This is a genomic window from Funiculus sociatus GB2-C1 (assembly GCF_039962115.1).
GTDB lineage: Bacteria > Cyanobacteriota > Cyanobacteriia > Cyanobacteriales > FACHB-T130 > Funiculus > Funiculus sociatus.
In genome coordinates this window covers 1-21,124 of the sequence record NZ_JAMPKJ010000039.1, presented here as the reverse complement: position 1 = coordinate 21,124, position 21,124 = coordinate 1, and the positions used below count along the sequence as shown (strand labels likewise).

Here is a 21,124-nt window from a genome sequence, read left to right as displayed (position 1 = left end):
ACAGTCCTAAGCGTATTCACAGCTTTGTAGAGACGCGAGATTAGATCCTGCCTCTACAAGCCAAAGGAAAGGGGTGCCGCGATGAACCGGGGTAAACAGTGTCAAGTGCAAGAATCATTGCCTGGAACGACTCCCCCAATGAACAGGTGAGTACAGAAAATCGTTGTTTTGAGGAATACTGCCGTGGAGTCGGGAAAAATTTTAGGTTTTTTTATCGAGGAGGCAAAAGAACACCTGGAAACCCTGGAAAAAGGGCTAATGGATCTGCAAAGCGTCATAGCAGATCAGGAAAGGGTTAATGAAATGTTTCGCGCTGCCCATTCCGTTAAGGGAGGGGCGGCGATGCTAGGCTTTAACAGTATTCAAAAAGTTTCCCACCGATTTGAGGATTGTTTTAAGATTCTCAAAGAGCATCCTGTCACCATTGACCACCAGCTGGAGTCAATGTTTTTAAAAGGATACGACACGCTTAAGGAATTAATTGACCGCCTGCAAGGGCCATTTGGGCTGAGGGAAGATGAAGGTGAGAAACTTGTGCAAGCGGCAGAGCCTAATTTTGCACAATTGCAGGCATATCTGGATCGCTTAGTAGGTGGGGGAGTAGGAGCAATTGATGAATTACCCCTACAGGCAGAACTAGCGAAACCTGTGGCGAAAATGCCGCCCCCAAATTTCTCGGTTCAGGTGACGGCGGTTCTAAAACAGATGTTGCTGCTGTTTAAGGGAGCAGAAACGCCTTCAAGTCGCCAACAACTTCAAACTTTGTGCCAACGGCTAGCGCAGCTAGGAGGTGGGATAGGAACTTGGACGATGCTGGTAAAAACGGTACATCGAGCGATCGCTAATCCCAAAAATCCTTATTCTACTCTGGCACCCATTGCGATCAAAGAACTCAAGCAATCTAGCGACTTGTTGCAAGCTGGGAAAGGTAACGCGATCGCTCCTAGTGCCAGTCTACGGCTGCTGGCAGCTTCTCCAGAATCAACCCCTGCCCCTACTACGTCGGTGGCAAAAACACCCGTACAGGCACCAACACCCAGCCCTTCCTCCCCCAAGGAAATTACTGTTCCACTAGAACCCAGAGGAGCAGCAAAGGCTTTGGCTCAAGTTTTTAATAAAGAGCAACTGTTAATGCTAGCTAAGTTACTCCACCAAGCTAGCCGCTGACCATCCTTAGCTAAATCCCTGTAGGGCAGGTAGGTATTTTGCCTGCTCTATCGCAATTCTAGGGTCGGGTGCGATACACCTTGGTAGAGACATGGTATTGCCATATCTCTACCAAGGTGGCCCGAACGTTAGATTAGAACCGCGATATATTCCACCCAACGGAGAAATGCTATACCACTGATGATTTTCTATATTAAATTACACATCGCATTAAGATTTGTTCTATTTTCCGTAGCCCTTAGTGTAAAAACCTACTAAAAATTTATAGTTACTTAACTCCAATTTGCTTCTATATAAGCATGGTTTAATTTTTACGATTAAGAAAAGTAAGTTTTTATTTAATTAAATAAATTATTATGCTTAGAATAAATACTTATAAAAAGTTAATAGAGAAAAAATGTATTTATTAAACTGTTGAAGCCTGTATTAATAAAAACTTGTTAAGATAGAAATTATAAAAAACCAACATCAAAGCCAAAAACGTATCCATACAGATTAGAATTGTCCCTTAAGGAAAAATCTGCATCTGTCTATTTGAAGAAAAGTGTAAAACTAGTTTCTTCAGAGAATAATAAATTCGTGAAATAATTACTACTCAGGGTGTATCCAGTTTAACGGTATAACGAGTTATACCAGAATAGACATAACAAATACTCCAGGTACTCACTTAGTACCTTGGCTGGAAGATATGCCCCCTTTACACACTAATCAGCAAAGCAGTGCCTTAGCGCCCCGGATTGACAACCTGCCCCCAGCGCTCCTCAAAGAATTACCAGTGGGTGTATTAGTAATGGGAGTTAGCGGGGAAATCCGCATGATGAATCAAGCGGCCTTGAACTTGCTGGGGCTAACCGAAAGCCAGCTGTTAAATCAAGAGCCTCTTGACTCAGATTGGCACGTTATTCAAGAAAATGGAACACCATTTCAGCTGAAACTCCATACGGCACCAGTCAGAGCAAAGCAAGCATTGCTGCTACTTTCGACGCGCCAAGCGCTGCGAAATTTAGTTTTAGGGGTGTATCGACCAACGAATAGCGATCGCGTCTGGCTATCCGTGAATACCGAACCGCAGTTAAATACAGATGGTACTGTCGAACAAGTCATCTGCACGTTAAGCGACATCACCAACCAAAAGGCAGGCGAACAACTCTCAAAAATTAATGAGTGCTTTTCCAGCCTTAAGTCTGACCCGGATGATAACATTAACCGTCTCACAGCACTGGCAGGAGATTTACTCGGCGGAGCTTGGGCAGTTTACAATCGACTGCATGAAGGCTTGCTATGGGCATGGGGACAGTCGCAAACGCCGCCAGACTTCTCCAATGTCAGAGAACCGGAAGGCAACATTTGCTATGACGTTATCCAGCAAAGCAGCGACCAAACTTTTGTAGTTCAAGATTTGCAAAACACTCCCTATGCCGAAAGTGACAATTGGGTAATTCCCTACCAATTGCAAACCTATATTGGGCAAGCTGTCAAATGCGCTGGTGAATACATCGGCTCAGTATGCGTAGCATATCAAAATCAATTTATTCCCTGTGAAGCTGACAAAAAGCTGATGGGGATTATTGCCTCTGCTATTAGCGTTGAAGAAGAACGCAAGCGGGAAGCTGTGGTTTGGGGGCAGAACGAAGCCAAATGGCGAAGTCTTCTGCAAAATAGCTCCAACCTGATCACCATTTTGGAAGGCGACGGCACCATTAAATATGCCAGTCCTGCCATCGAACGCATTTTAGGATATAAGCCAAAAGAATTAATTGGCAAAAATACATTTGACTTTGTTCACACAGATGACATCCCCTTTTTAGAAAAAGACTTTCAAGAAGTTCTGCAAAATCCCACAACCGCTTTAACAATTGAATTTCGGTTTCGGCATAAAGATGGCTCATGGCGTTATATAGAATCAACCCATAGCAATCTCCTAATGGATGCACCGGGAGTCCGCATGGTGGTCAACTCTCGCGACATCACAGATCGAAAGCTAGCCGAGGCAGCATTAATAAAATCGGAAGCGCAACTGAGAGAAAAAGCAACTCAGCTAGAACAAGCTTTGTATGAACTGCAACAAACTCAAACCCAACTTGTTCAAACCGAAAAAATGTCCAGTTTGGGGCAGTTAGTGGCTGGCGTGGCCCATGAAATTAACAACCCTGTTTCCTTCATCTACGGCAATCTTCCCTACGCCACTGAATACACTCAAGAGTTGCTCCACCTTATTCGCCTCTACCAGCAGCAATATCCCAACGCAACACCAGTAATTAAAGAAGCCCTAGAAGAGATTGACTTAGATTTCGTCAGCGAAGACCTGCCAAAACTGATGAACTCAATGTTGGTAGGAGCAGAGCGCATTCGTCAAATTGTTCTGTCACTGCGTAATTTCTCCCGTGTAGATAAAGCAGCAAGAGAGCCTTTTGATTTACACAATGGAATTGACAATACCCTACTTTTATTACAGCATCGCCTGAAACCTAAAGCAGGACGACCACATATCCAGATCATCAAAGATTATAGTAATCTACCAATAGTGGAGTGCTATGCTGGGCAACTCAATCAGGTATTTATGAATATCTTGAGTAATGCTGTTGATGCCCTGGAAGAGTCAATGGACTGTGGAGAAACCGACAACGGACAACTGACAACTAACGCTCCTATCATTCAGATTCGCACAGAAATGGTAGATGACCATAAAGTGGTAATCAGAATTGCTGACAATGGGCCTGGGATACCGCCCCATGTGCAGCAAAATATATTTGACCCATTCTTTACTACGAAACCAGTAGGACAAGGTACGGGATTAGGTTTATCAATCAGCTATCAAATTGTTGTCGAAAAACACGGCGGTGTTCTAAGTTGCCAATCAAAACCGGGAGAAGGAACAGAATTCTATATTGAGCTTCCGGTACAGCTACCACATGACGAAGCAGTATGAAAAAGTTAAGTAATTTGTAGTAATTCGTAGGTTGGGCCTACCGTCTGGAAAGTCAATAACTCACGCTTGCTTACTAGATGTTGGGTGAGGTTCCAATGGCTCAATCTACGTTTTACTCAGGAGGGAGAGACTCTAGATGAGAGTTCCCAGGCTGAGGCTGGGAACTAGAGTTAATTAAGCAAAGGTGGAAAAGCCTAAATCTGGGGGGACATCCTGAATACGTCCTTGTCCCACTGCTTGTATGGCTGATTTGAGCGAAACATCACCAGTGTAGATGGCTCTGCCAACGATAACGCCGCTTACTCCCAAAGGTTCAAGAGCTAGCAAACTCAAGAGGTCAGTAATGGAACTGACACCGCCAGAAGCAATGATGGGAATTGAGACAGCATTAGCGAGTTCTCTTAATGCTTCTAAGTTTGGCCCGGAAAGGGTGCCATCGCGATGAATATCGGTGTAGATAATCGCAGCTGTCCCCAGATGTTGCATCTGCTTAGCCAAGTCAATTGCCCTAACTTCAGAAGTTTCTAACCAGCCTCTAGTGGCAACTTTTCCATTACGAGCATCGATTCCCACAATAATTTGCCCAGGAAATTCTTGGCAAAGTTGTTCTACCACCTGGGGTTGTTCAACTGCAACGGTTCCCAAAATTACCCGTTCAACGCCCATGTCTAGCAGCTGACGAACTGCGCTTTTGTCGCGCAAGCCACCCCCAACTTGTACTGGCACTTGCACCGCTTGTAATATCGCTTCAATTGCCTGCCGATTTACCAGAGAGCCAGTTTTAGCGCCGTCAAGGTCTACAATATGCAGCTGGGTTGCTCCTTGGTCTACCCAGAGTTTAGCTACATGAGCGGGGTTGTTGTCAAAAACTTGCGATCGCTCGTAGTCTCCCTGATACAATCGCACACACCGCCCTTCTAGCAGATCGATCGCTGGAATTACATTCATCTTCCGCTATTTAAATAATCAAGTCAGTAGAATAGCCAATGTCTACCCTACTCAATAAAGACTAACAGTTAATAGGCTATCAACTAGCAGCTAATCTCTCGTGTGGCGGTAAGCCAAACAACTTTACAAGATCCTCATTACTTAGAGTTTGGTTCCACCGACGCAACTGCACCATCAATCGCGCAAATGTAAACACCAGTTCTACAGCGTACAAGGCATATCCTAATTGCAATAGTTCCTTGGTGTGAGTGCGTTCGCCTTGGTGGTGTTGCAGAAGACTCATTAAATTTTTAGTAGTACCCCGCAAGCGAGTCAGATAAGAATCTCCAAAAGCCCAACGGCTGATCCCCCAAAATTTTGCCAGATGATTGATCTCGTCTTGTAGGGGTTGCGCGATCGCTTGTTGTAATGCTCCTGTTGAGTGCGCCATTAACCACAGATATACAGAAGTTGCGCCCCATTCGGTGGTAATTCTGCTGAGTGCGTGTTTATATACATCTTCCCGAATATTGCCGCTAGATTCGTAACCTTGGACAGAGTTTGACTGCGGATTTAGTTTTTCCCCTGTCAATTCTTGATATATTTTGCTAAAAGCAGGTCGGTGCTGTCTTTCTTCTTTCTCCCATAATCCTACCTCTAGCACCGTTCCATCCGCCGCAAATGTGCCGCCTACAAATTTTGCCATTTGGGGATGGGTTGCCTGCAAATAATCCCAGCTTTCTTTGGCATAAGCGCGAATCGGCGTTTCTATTTCCACCGCATTAGCGATCGCGGCTGTAAATAGCGCAGGTTTAACACCTATAATTTGATCTGGCTTAATTGCTTGCCAATCAATCGGTTGCCAAGGTCGCTGATGTGGTTTTTCAAACTGTCTGGGTAAATCTACTAGGCAATTCTGGAGAATGTCTATTGATAGATATCTTTCCACCAGCAAGTTAATACGCGATCGCGTTTGTAAATAATGCGGCTCTTGGTATTTATATCCTGCTAAATCAATCGTTTGCTTGGCAATTTTAGATTTTTCCATTTTCTCACATTCCATGCTTAATAAATTCTTGATAACTTTTTTATTAACATTTTTGTGCCAATAGTTTCCTTAATTACAATAGTTTTTATGAGAATCAAAACTAACTAAATCTCTTATTAAGATATAAAATTCTTAAGAGTAATTTCCTGCCACTGTTGAACAAAGTAAATTTAGTATTAAGTTATTATTTATGCAGGCACTTGAATATCAGGAAAAGTTTGTGACAGTTTCAACATTGACCTATGCGGGCAATATCAGGAAAATTTAAAATAAAAAAAGTAGATAAGTCACGCGACCTACCTACTTAAGTAATTTTATAAAGAAGGATAAATCAATTCATATCAAGCGCAGTTGATTACCTGTGATAAAAGAACCCAGCCCCGCCATCGCCTCCCCGATCTTCCTAGAGGGTTTCCAGGTTCCTCTTAGTTATAGGTAATTAACCGGACATGATATCATCCCTCATTCTTCATCCTTCGCCTCCAGGTTGTAATTCCTCCAGAATGGTGAATATTACATGATTCAGAGCTAAATCGCCAATAGAAACTTCCTGCTTATTAACTCTCTCTCCCTGGCTCATCAAACTTTCAAACGTGATACCTTTGCCAATCTCAGCGTGATACCAAGAAAGACCCATAAAAAACCTCGATGGATAAGGGCCTTTATCCACAACATCATCAGGATTTGATTCCATCGGCAACCAACCAAAACCAGGCAAATAAAACTCCATCCAGACATGATTAAAGTCCGGTTGCAACGGCACATTCTTTAATTCAGGATGGGGAGGGCATTTGTAGCGTCCAACAGTGCGACAAGCAATCCCATTAAGTCGTGACAGCGCCAGTAAAACACCTAGATATTCGCCGCAGGAACCAACGCCCCTTTCTAAAGCAACATCTGGTGAATCAATGTGAGGTTTAATGCCGTAGGAGAGCGCATCGTAAGTAAAGTTGCGAATTTTGTAAATTTTCCGCAGTAGATTAGTTTCAGTGCCAATTGCATCTTTAGCAGCACTGCGGATAATATCTGTGTCCATTGCCAAGTCGTCATCATCCACCAGATATTTATCCTGCAATGGCGATAGATCCGGAAGCTTTTCAGCATCTCTGGGTGTGAGGCGATATTTGATGCTCCAGACTTCTAGCAAAGCTTTCCAACCGAATATATGGCGATCGCCTGTTTTCAAACTGTCAAATTTGAACACAGCCACGCGCTGTCCGTCCTGAATTTCCTCAGTAAAAGGCAATCCCACCCATTCAATTGTCCTTACCTTCTGCCGATGAGTTTCCGAAGGCAAAGCAATTCGCCATTCGACATCTGTTAACTCCACATTGTCGAGGGGGGAAAGTTCCTCAACATAGGACAACTCAATCAAATAGCCATTAGAGAGAGCATAGCCTTCAGCTTCGTTGTAGTGAAAATATAGGGGGTGGATAAACGTGCGATCGCGATATGCTAATTCAAAATTGGGGTCAGCGTTCGGATTATCTCGGATATACGGTTCCTCACCCGCATAAGCAACATAAAGAATATCCTGCCCAGTTTCCGGTTCAGTGTGAAAAGCCAACCCCGTCGGACGCTCAAACGGAGTCAGTACACTGAATTTAATTTGCCCTGTAGCCCGATCTAAGCAGTAAACCGTCTGTTCAATATCATCGGAAACCCAAAGTTCCTCGTCCTTAACCGTAATGTTTTCTACCCCAACCCCCGGTGCCGGAAACCGGGCAATCTGTTTACCTGTCTCGCGGCTAAAAACTAGAATATAGCCAGACTTCCGAGAAGTAACGTAAACCGTCGATTCCGCAACAGCAATGCCATCAGCAGGGTAGGACAACGTAACAAATTGTTCCGGTGTCAAATCAGTTGTTGCGATCGCATTAAGTGCATCTGTACAAAAGAAAACACTATCGTCCTGTGTACACCAAAGAGTGTCTTCCCAAAGAGCCAAGCCAGTCACACCCAGAAAATCTGGTAGATGATTAGCATTTAGGATAGTTGTGTTGTCGCTCTTGGGGTCAATTTGTAGAAGATATCCGCTAAAAGCGTCAATAGCGATCAGCGCATCTTTCCGAAAAGCCATGCCATGCAAAGCGGAGGCTCCAATCGGTCTAACTGTCCGCCGCCAAGGATTCTGTTTGACTTGTAACGCTGAATTAGGAATCATCTTAAATCTCAGTGAAGATAATGTAGGAGTGGACACCAAGCCGAGTCTGAGCGATTTTGCCTCATCGGAGTTTATGTGCCTCCGATGATGGATTCAAGGCCAATCTAAAATTGGTTTGACCCTAAGAAAGCAGCCCAAGTTACCATAATTGCAACCAAGACAATTCCTCTGTGCGAACCTGAGTAATATTTTATTGGTCTGTGTCAATTGGGAACTCAGGCGACCGTCAGGGCATCATACATAAATGATGACCCAGCTAATTTTGAGATGGCTTAATTGCGCCTAAATCCCTCCCAATGGGGATTCTTGCAACAAGCGTAAAGATTATAAGTCGATGTTTGAAAAGAAAAAGATATTTTCTTTAGATGGTTTGATATAATTATGGACACGCAATCAGACCGCCTTGCTGCTCCAAAGCAACATCAATCTAGCGATAGATTGTTAAACAGACCTTTCCAACGTCAGGGAGTGCAGATTCAGCAGCCAAAACTGCCTGGAGTGCTAGACTCTTCAGGTATCAAAGTAGAGAGAGTTTTTGCATCGACGCCGGACACTGCGCTAGAGAAAAAATTAGGGGATTATGACAATACGCCCCGACAGGGACATAAACCACGCAGGCAACTTGGAAACAGTTTCAATTTGTTAAACGGACTCGTTGAAGCGAACATCCCACGGCTAAAGCCTTGGAAAGTGTCAACAGAAAACAATTCTATTATGGCTCAGATTAAACGCTACTCAAGTATTACAACCTTAGTTGTTTCCTTCTCGCTGGGGCTGGCTCTGAACGTTCCCGCACAGGCACAACTACAATCACAATCTTCCTCGCTCAGTCGCAGCCTTCCGGATAGTTGGGGATACACGCCGCCAGAGCGTGGCAACCCTGACGGCAGAGAACAGGGTGCAACACGCGGCAACGGAGGTTGCATGGTCAATAATAGTAATAATTTTGTCGGGAATAATAGTAAGCAACTCACCGCCTTGATCCCCAAAAGATCAGGTGATGGGTCAGTGGGCGTGGGTCTGACATCAGCCGACTATCCAAGTTTCTTTTGGTATATGCCACCAACAACCGCCAAAGAGGTGGAGTTTGTGCTGAAAGAAAAAGACGAAGACGGCAAAGAGGTTTACAAAAACAGATTTGCCATCAAAGGCACTCCTGGCATTTTGAGCTTGCAACTGCCTGCCTCCGCCGATGTTCCACCCCTACGGCAGGACGAGCAATATTATTGGGAAGTGAACGTAATTTGTAATGCTAAAGACCGCGAACAAGATATAGCGGTCTGGGGATGGATAAAGCGCGTCGCCGTAGCTCCAGAGCTTAACAATAAACTCCAGCAGGCAAGTCTACAGGAGCGCGTTGCTTTGTATGCAAAAGCTAACTTTTGGTATGAGACGCTGGAAACATTGATGGATCTACGTCGCTTGCGTCCCAACGATCGTAATTTGGAGTATGCTTGGGAAAAATTGCTGAAGTCAGCAGACTTAGACCCGGTTGCTAAAGAGCCTCTGACTCAGGGCGCAGCTAGTCCGAATTAACACAAAATCGCCTCTGTAAGAAAGTTATGAGTTATGAGTTACGAGGCCAAAGGAGCTTTTAACTCTTAACTCCTAACTTTTTCCCAATTCCAGAAAGCGATCGCTCTCAAACAGGAAAACTAAATACATAACAGCTTCAACGATTTCAGAGTGCTACACCCGCCCTTCTTCACACGCATCGGCTCTTCAATTGTCAAATAACTGCCTTTTACAGATAGTATTTTCTAGCCGCAAAAGACAGCGCCACAATGGAAAGCAATACCATATCGATTTGCTGAAGCTCCCTACAGGCTAGGGTTTCACAAGCCAAAATCCCAAATGGTATCAGGGGTTTACCCCTAAATATTCAAAACTCAAAATTATCTCAGAACAATTCTGTTATGGCCTGGATGAAGTCCCCTGTTGTAAGAAAATCCATAGCCTTATCTATGGAACTGGTGCTACTGACGGGTTTCTCAACGTTGATAGGCACACTGGAGCCAAAAAGCGCCCACGCAATCCCACAGCGCTTGTTAGTTGCTGATTACGAACCTCCAGTCAACATTAGCGCACCAGGACGACGGGAAGGAGGAGGAACGCGCGGTGGGAACTGTCCTATAGCAAAAAAGCCACTAACTGCGCTCATCCCCGCTAACAACATTGGGTTTACAGTCGCTCAAAATCCAGTTTTATTATTTTATCTGCCGGCAATGCCTCCCCAAGCCAAGCCCCTGCCAGTGGAGTTTGTGCTGAGGGATGGAAACGAGAAAGAGATTTATGCAACAACTTTTATGATGCCTAGAAAGTCAGGTATTGTCAGCGTCAGCGTCCCAGTGTCAGCTGATGTACCACCCTTAGAAGTTGGAAAGAATTATCATTGGTTCTTATCGATACTGTGCAATCCGCTAGAGCGATCGCCTAATATTTTTGTAGAAGGGTGGATTCGGCGTGTGCCACTCAACGCCACGCTGAATAATAATTTAAAGCAAGCCACACTCAAGGATCGCCCGGATATTTATGCAGAAGCGGGCATTTGGTTCGACGCTTTGAATACTCTAGCAGCTTTGCGCCAGTCAAACCCGAAAGATTCAGCCATATCATCTGAATGGGCAAAACTCTTGAAGGCAGTTGGGCTGGAACACATGGCAACTGAACCTCTAGTTCCCATTAGTCCGATACCGAGTAACAACGCGACGCTTTCCCAGCCATCGCCGAAAAATTAGTAGTCCAAGGCATTGCCACTGATGACACCACCCAGGATATTCTAAATAGCGGGGCTGAAAAGAAAATTCAATTTTTTGATTTAGGATTAAAAATCCCCCGAACCCCTCTAAAAGTCAAAAGGTGCTCATGTAAAAGGCAAAATAATTCTTAACTTTTGCTTTTTCCCTTTTATGGAATTAGATCCCCCCAAACCCTTCGATGGAGAAGGGCAAGGGGGGATCTCTGCGTAACACATCAAAAGGAAAATAGTATTAGCTGAGTAAAACTGGGTGAAGTTGTGGAATAGATTTGTGCGTGAAGCGTTAGCGATCGCTACTACATAGTACCGTCAGTTATATCTAAACGCTTAACTGGTGGCACAGGCATCCAGCCTGACACAACTTATGCCATAAAATCTCTCTGGCAAAGGTGCTAAATAATACAATTCATTTATTTTTTGCTTAAACTACCATTGCTACTGTCATAAAGCTATCAGTACATTTGAGCAACGGAGTAGGAAGCAATGAAAAGACAATTGAAATTTAGCGAGGAAAATCCAGATGAGATGACAAAAATATGGTATTTGTACAAGTTTTTAGCGGATTAAACGTGTGGGGAAGATAGTTGCCATGCAATCAAGGTTTAAAGTGTTTTGGTGTGGAGTGTTAATTGAGGACGCGATCGCCCTTGGTGTATGCGTATCAACGCTGTTGGGGTGTGTTGCTACCAGCAGTGCGAATGCTGCGACCAGAGAAGCAAAGCCAGTGCTAGATGGATTAAATTTACAAAGCGAATGGGAGACGATGCAGACAATCCCAAGCGCCGAGATGGACAAAGACCAAAATCCCGATTCATTGTTGATCCCGGATTCTTCTTTAGAGGGTTCTGAACAGAGGCTGGTGCAAGCGCCGCAGATACCACCATCTATCCAGCTTCCGCCGCAGCCCGATCCTAATCGCGATCGCTTCCCGCAACCTGTACCCACCCCAGAACCGCTGCCCCAAGAGTCACCGCCGCCTGTACTGACGCCAACACCAACCCCGACACCCACTACAGCGCCCGCCTCAGACAGTCTTCAAGTTAACAAAATTCAAGTCATCGGCAGCACCATCTTTGATCAAGATGAACTGAACCCCATTACCCAAAAATTTGAGGGGCGCGTTGTTACCCTAGAGGAACTCAGAAACGTTGCCGATGCTATCACTCAGCTGTACCTAAACCAAGGCTACATTACCTCAAGAGCAATTCTTGTAGACCAAGCCGTTACCGATGGTGTCGTCCAAATTCGCGTCATCGAAGGCACCCTAGAAGAAATTAGGGTAGAAGGAACGCGCCGCCTAAATCCAAATTACGTCCGTTCCAGGGTGCGCCTGGGGGCTGGTAGACCTCTCAACACAGGCAAACTGGAAGACCAATTAAGGCTTTTGCGTATCGATCCCCTATTTAAAAACATAGAAGCCAGCCTCCGGGCTGGAAGTGGGGTTGGTCAAAGTATTCTCGTGGTGCGCGTCACCGAAGCTAACCCTTTAGAAGCCAGTTTAGGCGTTGACAACTACTCGCCTCCCAGCGTCGGTTCAGAACGATTGGGAGTCAACCTGCGTTATCGCAACGTAACTGGGCTTGGGGATGAAATCGCTGGCTCCTATTACCATACGACGACCAGTGGCGCTGATATTTTCGACTTCAGCTATCGGATACCACTCAACGCCATGAATGGCACCCTGCAACTGAGAGCAGCACCTAATCGCAACAAAGTTACCCAACGTCCCTTTGATGTGTTTGACATTCGAGGGGAGACGGAACTTTATGAAATTAGTTATCGACAGCCGTTGATCCGCTCACCGCGAGAAGAATTTGCCCTTTCTTTAGGCTTTACTTATCAAGATGGTCAGACGTTCACCTTTGCCGGACCGACTCCTTTCGGATTTGGGCCAGACGAAAATGGTGTCAGCCGTACCAGCGTGGTTAAGTTTGGACAAGATTATTTACGTCGGGATGTCAGGGGTGCATGGGCGTTGCGATCGCTCTTTAGTCTCGGTACCGGATTATTCGATGCTACCGTGAATGAAGATCCCGTTCCCGATGGTCGTTTCTTGAGCTGGCTAGGTCAAATCCAGCGAGTACAAGTCCTGAATAACGATAACTTTTTAATTCTTCAGGCAGATGTCCAGCTATCAACCAGTGGTTTATTACCCTCCCAACAGTTTGTAATTGGCGGCGGTCAATCGCTGCGCGGCTACAGGCAAAATGTCCGTGCTGCTGACAATGGCGTGAGATTTTCTATTGAAGACCGAATTACCGTCCAGCGAGACGAAGCCGGAGCTGCTATCATGCAGGTTGCCCCTTTTATAGACTTGGGGTGGGTGTGGAATGTGGATGATAACCCCAACCCATTACCTGATGAAAGATTTTTAGCAGGTGTCGGCTTAGGGTTAATCTGGCAACCGATACCCAAGCTGAACATCAGGTTAGACTACGGCATTCCCTTAGTTGAGATTGATGACCGAGGCGAAAATGCTCAAGATCAGGGTTTTTATTTCAGCGTTAACTATCAACTTTGACACACTTTATCGTTCCCAGCCTCTAACTGGGAACGATAAAGTCAATGCTTAACTCCTCGGTTAGCGTGTCATAGCCATTGAGCAAATTCTTCGGTAAAGCGATCGCCTAAAATTGCTTCTCTTATCTTTTCGGTAAAGCGAATTAGTTCGGTGATGTTGTGAATTGAGAGTAAGGTGTAAGCGAGAATTTCGCGCGATCGCACTAAATGACACAAGTAAGCGCGGCTAAAATTCTGACAAGTGTAGCAGGGACAACTGGCATCAAGGGGTGTAAAATCCTCTCGGTACTGAGCGTTTTTCAAATTCCAACGTTCACCCCCTACCACAACAGTACCGTGACGCGCCCAACGAGTCGGAATCACGCAGTCAAACAAATCTATCCCGGATGCGATCGCTCTTGCCATTTCCCGATAAGTCCCCACACCCATCAGGTAACGCGGCTTTTCCGGTGGTAGCACTGGCGCCGTCACCTCTACAATCTGGTGGATCAGTTCCGCTGGTTCCCCCACACTCACGCCGCCAATTGCGTATCCCGGCAAATCTAACCCTGCTAACGACTCAGCCGCACGGACACGTAAATCTAAATAGACACCACCCTGAACAATTCCAAACAAAGCTTGCTCATCTGGACGTTGGTGAGCCTTTATACAGCGCTCCAGCCAGCGGTAAGTCCGTTCTGTTGCCGCCTCCACATCTGAGCGTTCAGCGGGGTAAGGAGGACATTCATCAAATGCCATGATGACATCTGCTCCCAGAGTGTTCTGAATTTGGATCGAACGCTCCGGCGTTAGGTTAATCATCCGCCCATCGCGGGGAGAGCGAAATATTACACCCTCTTCAGTAATCTTACGTAACTGGCTTAAACTAAACACTTGGAAGCCGCCAGAATCTGTCAGCATTGGCTTCTTCCAGCCCATAAACCGATGCAGCCCCCCAGCACCCGCGACAATCGCTTCCCCTGGTTGTAGGTGGAGGTGATAGGTATTCGATAGCACCATCTGAGCGCCTGTTGCTTCTAGCTGGGCTGCTGTTATACCTTTGACAGTCGCTAGAGTTCCCACAGGCATAAATTTAGGAGTTTCCACCAAACCATGAGGTGTGGAAAAAATTCCCGCCCGTGCTTTGGAATGGCTACAACGCGCCTGACATTTAAAAGAAAATCCCACTTACTTATACCAAATCGCGTTCTAACTTTTCACAATAATTTATCATTTGTCGGGCATTGGACAAATGACAAAAATGGTATCTCTGGAAAGCAAAATGGTATTAGCCAGTACCACTAGCAAAAGTTTTTAATCCTTAGTTTTTAGTTCATTGTTACGAACTAATGACTAACGACTGACAATCAAACTTAATAGTTATTAGATTGTTGCTAATAACTAATGACTAATCACTAATGGCTAACAACTACTTAGAATGAGCAATCATCGTCATCAAATTGGACATCCCACTTAGCAGACAGCACTTGCGTTACCATCGCTTCTAAGGCGGCGGCATTGATGCTAGGCGTGGCTTGCTCTTGGAGTGGGTTAGAAAGCGGTATCAAACGTAATTGACGATGGTCTTGAATCAAGTCAAAATAAGATTCCTGATCTGGGGACTGGTGCAGTTGCAGATAATCAAAACTGTAGACATTAAGATAAATTGCCTGGTTGGCAATCATCGTAGACCGTTGATCGTCAGCAAATACATCCAGCACATACCCTTCTCCCTGGCTCTGAACGTTGCCATCAAGACTATGAATGTAGCGGACGCGGCCTAAATCAGCCAGCAGTCGCCGCATATCTTGCTTATTAACGACAATGCCGAAGTCAATTATACAGGGAGCTGGTAGCTTGGGCGGAGATTGGTCGTGACTCATCATGGGAAACAGCCTTTAGTTCAAACCAGCCCGATCTTGTCTGGTCGTAGTAGATGCTTTCCTACTTGGGGAAGCAGGTAGCTAAATAATCTAACGCCATAGGCGCTATGCGCGAGATCGAACTGCTACGAGACAATCTTAGCCCAACATTTATCGTCTGCTCCTACGCTAATCTACTGAATTTGTATTCGGAAAGTAAGAAGTGTCTTTTGTATTTTTTGTGATTCAAGTTTCTTCGTTTTGGCGATCGCTGCTAGGGGCGATCGCGTTCTATACTTGTATACCCCTTCCTGCGGGCTGGACATTGGAATTTCAGCGCATTGCCCGCCATGCTCCGCTAGTAGGCTTATTAATTGGGGCGCTTCTGTCGCTTTGCGATGTCTGTTTGCAACAGCTGGGCGTACCCGTACTGACTCGTTCAGCCTTAGTGGTAGTGATGGGGATTGCCATCACCGGAGGTTTACACTTAGATGGGGCAATGGATACCGCAGATGGGTTGGCAGTGCAAGATCCGTCACGGCGTTTAGAGGTAATGACGGATAGTGCGACTGGTGCCTTTGGCGCGATCGCTGCGATCGCACTCATACTTTTAAAAACAGCAGCCCTGACAGATATTGAATCTAACCGCTGGCTAGCGCTGATGGCAGCCGCGGGATGGGGTCGGTGGGGGCAAGTGGTAGCGATCGCTCGTTATCCCTATCTCAAACCTACTGGCAAAGGTGCTTTTCACAAAGAGTTTATTCGCACCCCCCAGGATATCTTGCTGGGATTGGTCTTACTACTGCTTTTAAGCGGATTACAGCTCATTGTGTCACCGACTCGCCCTCTATTGGCGGTAATCATGGCAGTCGCAGGATGCCTTGTCGCGCTTTTAACTGGTGCTTGGTTTCACCACCAGCTGGGCGGACACACGGGAGATACCTACGGCGCAGTCGTAGAATGGACAGAAGCTTTGTTACTGTGCCTACTCACCACAATCTAACGATTTTAGCTTTTAACTTTAAGGAGTTTGTAACTCACAAATAACCCAAGCAATCCAAAATCCTGGCATCCAAAATCGTTAAATTGGCTTCAGGCGCGTTATCTTCAGCTTAAAAGACCCGCCGCCCGTTTCTCCAAAAGCCCGAACCCGAATAATGTATGAACCAGTCTCGCTAATTCGGGAAAACAGCACAGAATTTGTGCTGCCGTCTGGGCCGTCATCGTTTTCCGCTACAGTGGAACCATCAGCAGCCATCAGCGTAACAATCGAGTCAAAGTTATCTGAGGTCAAGTCAATAGCCACCTGATCTCCAGCGTTCAACTTCACCAAGTAGTCACGGGCAAAGCCTCCCTCACCAGTAGGAATATCGTTTTCTGTAAGCGTGTCGGCAACTTCGTTGTTTGTCAGTACAGGAATCGGATTATATACTTTATTTTGCGCTCTGGCTGATACAGCGCCAAGACACAGAACAAGCAAAGTTGCAGGAACAATTGGGGTGCGGTGCCATCTAATTGCTTTCATCGTTGGTCATAATGCTTCCCGCTAGACATCCATCCCTTTTCGGGGGTTGGCAGGAAAGCGGGGCGGGGTGTACCGCTTCCTAAACAAAGAATGTTTTTACGTTTTAATTTATGCAGGAAATCTGGAGAAAAGCTCTGTCGCTTACTTTATAAGTAGTTTGGTTCGAGGGTCAGCAACCAGAAACACTTGCATAAGCTATTACTTTGTGGGTTTTACCACAAGGCTAGGGTTTTTTCCAGAGTGGTGAGGTTTGCCCAACGAGAGCTAGTTAACCAGCTTATACCTTAAAGGGGATGGGTTATTGACCAAACTCCTGTTGACTAGGGTTAAGCCCGTCCATTATAAGAGGCGGCGGTAAAACTTACTCGTTTCTTATCCCCATTAATTTGCCTTTACGGGCAAAACGATACAGTGAACCGTTGCAGATTAAAAGTATCAATTTAGACTGGTAAACATTTAAAACGGCAGCTAGATAATATCTAAAACACTACTTATAGTGTATTCATGGCACAATTGCATCAGGTGTGCGGATACTTCTTTGGAAGCTAGCGTAGAAGAATTAATAACTAGGGCAAAGGCGTGTTTCCTGTCAGAATCGGCACCATGAAATTAGCTAAAAAAAGAATTAAGTTGTGGCTGGTAGCACTAAGAGGAACTGGGGACTGGGGGCTGAAAGAAAAGTCTCGCCCTACCTCTACCCTCCAATCCCCAATTGGTGGTAAAAAAAGCTGGAAATTTCGGTTTTGCTTTTTTTCCTTGAATATTCAGGGAAGCAAAGCTAAAAGTTTGGTAGCTTTGTTTTTTGCCCTTATTCCCGCATCAGCAACAGCACAGTCAATAGTTCCGGCGGTTGATGGTATCGGAACTATTGTGACACCTGACGGGAACCGCTTCGATATCGAAGGCGGCACTAGATCGAGCGATCGCGCCAATCTTTTCCACAGTTTTACCCAGTTTGGGCTTAGTCAAGACCAGATTGCCAATTTTCTCTCTAGCCCATCTATTGAGAATATTCTGGTGAGAGTAGTAGGAGGCGATCGCTCGGCAATCAACGGCTTAATTCAGGTTAGCGGCAATTCCAACCTCTTTTTAATGAACCCTGCTGGTATCATCTTTGGCGCAGGAGCCAGCTTGAATATACCAGGAAGCTTCACCGCCACCACTGCGAATGCAATTGGTTTTCCAGACGCGATGAATCCCGCCTCTATAAGATGGTTTAATGCCACCGGGTCTAATCACTATGCCGCTTTGGTGGGGACTCCCAGCACCTTTGCCTTCACGACTCCTCAGACACCCGGAGCCATTGTCAACTTGGCGCAGCTAGCTGTTCAACAAAATCTTAGCCTGGTTGGTGGCACCGTTGTCTCACTGGGTAGTCTGACGGCACCAGGCGATGATATCGCGATCGCATCTGTAGGAGGCAAGAGTATGGTTCGTATCTCTCAGCCGGGAAGTCCGCTAAGCTTGGAAGTTACTCCCCTCCCCGCCTCTGTTCCTCGCTCTCCCTCTGCTTCCCTCCCCCTTTCCCTACCTCAGTTGCTAACTGGTGGGGGCATCGGTAATGCTACCGAACTAACTGTTAACAGCGCTGGAGAGGTGAAACTTGTTGGTTCTGGCATCCGGGTGAATGCTGGTGATGTTGTGGTGCGGGATGTTGTGGGACAGTCAATACAAGCTGATTTGGTGCCACCTTTAGTGAGTGGTTTTGTAAATTTGTCTGCAACTGGCAGCATTACAGTATTAGGAAAAATCGATACTTCTACGACTGTCGCTGATACTGCTGCTGGTTCGGTAACTATGTCCGCTTTTAGCGATATTAATCTTCTGAATTCGCCTGGAGACGGAATTTTTACTAATGCTGATTCGGGTGATGGTGGCGATGTTAATATTGTAAGTCAAACAGGTTCAATTAATATTGCAGAAACGATAAACTCGTCCTCAAATCTTGGTGATGGCGGAGCAATTAGTCTGACGGCTCTTGACCAAAATAATAATAATTTGCCTAATAGTAGGGCAGGAAGAATTAATATTACCGGAGCGATAAACTCATCCTCAAATTTGGGCGATGGGGGCGCGATCGCGATAAAAGCCCGCAACCAAATCAATGCTGATGTTATCAACTCTAGTTCGGCTTTTGGTAATGGTGGATCTGTGATCCTCGATCCGGTTGGGGATATCCAAGTTACCTCCATCAATGCCCAAGGCGGAACTAACGGCACGGGGGGAAATGTTGATATTACGACAGATCAATTTTTCCGGGCTGGGGGTAGTTTTTTAGACCAAAATGGTGTCTTAGCAAGTATTTCTAATGCCGGAGGTGTTGGGGGAGGCGCGATCGCTATCCGGCACGGTGGCGGTTCCAGGTTAGTTCCCTTTTTAGTGGGAAATCCCGCCGCTAACGGCACATTAGGGGCAGTTACTAATGGGCAATCCCCAATTACTACCTTTCAATCTTTTCCAGGTAGGGGTGGGCAAGGAAATATTCAATTTGTTACCCCTACTCCAAATCAAACACTAAACCAAACAGAATTGGTTGGTGACAACGATGAAGAGGAAAAATTACAACTACCGCAGAATGTTCCAAACATTGAGATTGATGCCCTAGTCACTGAAAGAGAAGACAACTATACTCGCGAATTTGCCGAATATTTGGAGATAAAAAATATTCCCACTCGTGTCAATTCTCTACTAGATACCCGTCAAACTCTAGATAGAGTTGAAAGAGAAACAGGCGTAAGACCAGCTATTTTTTATATTTCTTTTGCTACCCCAGATATTATACCTGAAGGGGAGATAGAGAAAGGGGAAGAAAAGGGGGATTTGCTTGTCACTAATTCCCAATCATCAACACAAAATTCGAGTGATGAGCTTGAAGTGGTGCTGGTAACGGCACAGGGAACACCAATTCGCAAGCAGTTTTCTGGAATTACGCGATCGCAAGTTATCAAAGCCGCCGATGAATTTCGCAACGAAGTTATCAAAATCAAACGAACTCCCACCTACCTTTCCTCAGCCCAACAACTCTATAAATGGATAATCACCCCCCTGCAAGCCGACTTGCAAGCTAGAGGCATTCAGAATATTGTCTTCGTGCCAGACACCGGGTTGCGATCTATTCCCTTGGCTGCCTTGCATAATGGTGAACAGTTTCTAGTGGAGCAATATAGCGTCAGCTTGATGCCCAGTCTCAGCCTCAGCAACACCGAACACCGCGACATAGTAAACGCGCAAGTCTTGGCAATGGGGGCATCAAAATTTACTGACCAAAAGCCACTTCCCGCTGTACCAGTAGAATTATTGGCCATTACGCCTGAGCTGTGGCCTGGTAAATCCTTCCTCAACAGCGGCTTCACTCTGAAAAATCTCAACACCCAGCGCCGCCTACAACCTTATAGAATCGTTCACTTAGCAACCCATGCGGAATTTCAGCCAGGTAATCCTAGCAACTCATACATCCAACTGTGGGACAGTAAGCTGTCATTGAACCAGCTGCCACAGGTGGGCTGGAATGACCCCCCGGTAGATTTGCTGGTACTAAGTGCCTGCCGCACAGCGTTAGGTGATGAACAGGCAGAGATGGGCTTTGCGGGGTTGGCGGTGCAAGCTGGGGTGAAGTCGGCGCTAGCAAGTTTGTGGTATGTGTCAGATCAGGGAACTTTGGGACTAATGGCCCAGTTTTACGAAGAATTGAGAAAAGCTCCCGTGAAGGCGGAGGCGCTAAGACAGGCGCAAATAGCAATGATCAAGGGGCAAGTACGCATGCAAAATGGTAAATTGCTTACTCCTGACGGGGAGATACCGCTAACGCCGGAACTAGCAAAGTTGGGAAATCAAAATTTGTCTGATCCTTATTATTGGGCAGCTTTCACAATGATTGGAAATCCTTGGTAAACAAAAAGGTAAAGAAATAAAAAGTTATTCAATTTTTTATTTTTTAACACAAGAAATTATTCTCAACTTGTATTCCCCCAATCAATAAAAAGTTAGGTAGTATGCCACAGGTAATGGCAGCCAATTTTTTGGGAGAAGTTTATCAATTAAACTTTTAATCAAGGGTAAAATTACTTATTGTCAAAATTTTTAACAAATTGTCTGCCACAGTTGCGGCATAAAAATATTAGCTTATATTGTGTATAGCGTTTCCTAGTCTGCTGAGGTACAGTAACAGCAGTGTGTAAACCAATTTTGGATGTCCTTCAAGGAGAGCTTATTAAATGCTTCCTCTATGGCTTTGGCTAAGTCAGG

Annotated in this window: 13 protein-coding genes; 7 read left to right on the top strand and 6 right to left on the bottom strand. The window is 45.5% G+C overall.

Annotated elements, in window-relative coordinates; all coding sequences use genetic code 11:
* Positions 1-183: 183 nt before the first annotated feature.
* Entirely contained in the window at positions 184-1,167 is a 984-nt protein-coding gene (locus NDI42_RS17875) for an Hpt domain-containing protein (RefSeq protein WP_190459234.1), read from the top strand.
* Positions 1,168-1,855: 688 nt separating this feature from the next.
* Positions 1,856-4,096, top strand: coding sequence for a PAS domain S-box protein (locus NDI42_RS17870; protein ID WP_190459190.1), 2,241 nt, complete (start codon positions 1,856-1,858; stop codon positions 4,094-4,096).
* Positions 4,097-4,270: 174 nt separating this feature from the next.
* On the opposite strand, the gene hisA is transcribed toward NDI42_RS17870, so the two are convergent.
* From hisA to NDI42_RS17855, 3 genes are all read right to left on the bottom strand, one after another.
* Positions 4,271-5,044: a 1-(5-phosphoribosyl)-5-[(5-phosphoribosylamino)methylideneamino]imidazole-4-carboxamide isomerase gene (gene hisA / locus NDI42_RS17865; protein ID WP_190459188.1), complete on the bottom strand. Its 774-nt coding sequence runs from the start codon at positions 5,042-5,044 to the stop codon at positions 4,271-4,273.
* A 79-nt stretch (positions 5,045-5,123) separates the two neighbouring features.
* Entirely contained in the window at positions 5,124-6,071 is a 948-nt protein-coding gene (locus tag NDI42_RS17860; protein ID WP_190459186.1) for a hypothetical protein, read from the bottom strand.
* Positions 6,072-6,540: 469 nt separating this feature from the next.
* On the bottom strand, positions 6,541-8,235 hold the full coding sequence (locus NDI42_RS17855) for a transglutaminase domain-containing protein (protein ID WP_190459184.1): 1,695 nt from the start codon (positions 8,233-8,235) through the stop codon (positions 6,541-6,543).
* A 381-nt stretch (positions 8,236-8,616) separates the two neighbouring features.
* Between NDI42_RS17855 and NDI42_RS17850 the strand changes: the two genes are divergently transcribed.
* From NDI42_RS17850 to NDI42_RS17840, 3 genes are all read left to right on the top strand, one after another.
* Positions 8,617-9,771, top strand: a complete 1,155-nt coding sequence (locus tag NDI42_RS17850) for a DUF928 domain-containing protein (RefSeq protein ID WP_190459182.1) — start codon at positions 8,617-8,619, stop codon at positions 9,769-9,771.
* A 428-nt stretch (positions 9,772-10,199) separates the two neighbouring features.
* Entirely contained in the window at positions 10,200-10,973 is a 774-nt protein-coding gene (locus NDI42_RS17845; protein ID WP_190459180.1) for a DUF928 domain-containing protein, read from the top strand.
* Positions 10,974-11,582: 609 nt separating this feature from the next.
* Positions 11,583-13,514 (top strand): ShlB/FhaC/HecB family hemolysin secretion/activation protein, encoded by a 1,932-nt coding sequence (locus NDI42_RS17840; RefSeq protein ID WP_242017827.1) that lies wholly within the window; start codon positions 11,583-11,585, stop codon positions 13,512-13,514.
* A 68-nt stretch (positions 13,515-13,582) separates the two neighbouring features.
* On the opposite strand, the gene tgt is transcribed toward NDI42_RS17840, so the two are convergent.
* Together tgt and NDI42_RS17830 are read right to left on the bottom strand one after the other, a co-directional pair.
* Positions 13,583-14,680, bottom strand: coding sequence for a tRNA guanosine(34) transglycosylase Tgt (gene tgt, locus NDI42_RS17835; RefSeq protein ID WP_190459178.1), 1,098 nt, complete (start codon positions 14,678-14,680; stop codon positions 13,583-13,585).
* Between the two features lie 245 nt (positions 14,681-14,925).
* A complete protein-coding gene (locus tag NDI42_RS17830; protein WP_190440309.1) occupies positions 14,926-15,375 on the bottom strand; it encodes a hypothetical protein in 450 nt (149 codons plus the stop codon).
* Positions 15,376-15,577: 202 nt separating this feature from the next.
* Between NDI42_RS17830 and cobS the strand changes: the two genes are divergently transcribed.
* Complete coding sequence (cobS, locus tag NDI42_RS17825; RefSeq protein ID WP_190440095.1) at positions 15,578-16,357, top strand: adenosylcobinamide-GDP ribazoletransferase; 780 nt, start codon at positions 15,578-15,580, stop codon at positions 16,355-16,357.
* 78 nt (positions 16,358-16,435) lie between these two features.
* Here the strand turns inward: cobS and NDI42_RS17820 are convergent, their stop codons facing one another.
* Positions 16,436-16,879 (bottom strand): PPC domain-containing protein, encoded by a 444-nt coding sequence (locus NDI42_RS17820; protein ID WP_190459176.1) that lies wholly within the window; start codon positions 16,877-16,879, stop codon positions 16,436-16,438.
* A gap of 579 nt (positions 16,880-17,458) precedes the next feature.
* On the opposite strand from NDI42_RS17820, the gene NDI42_RS17815 reads away from it, so the two are divergent.
* Positions 17,459-20,770 carry a CHAT domain-containing protein gene (locus NDI42_RS17815; RefSeq protein WP_199311390.1) on the top strand — a complete coding sequence of 1,104 codons (3,312 nt, stop codon included), beginning with the start codon at positions 17,459-17,461 and terminating at the stop codon, positions 20,768-20,770.
* Positions 20,771-21,124 lie beyond the last annotated feature (354 nt).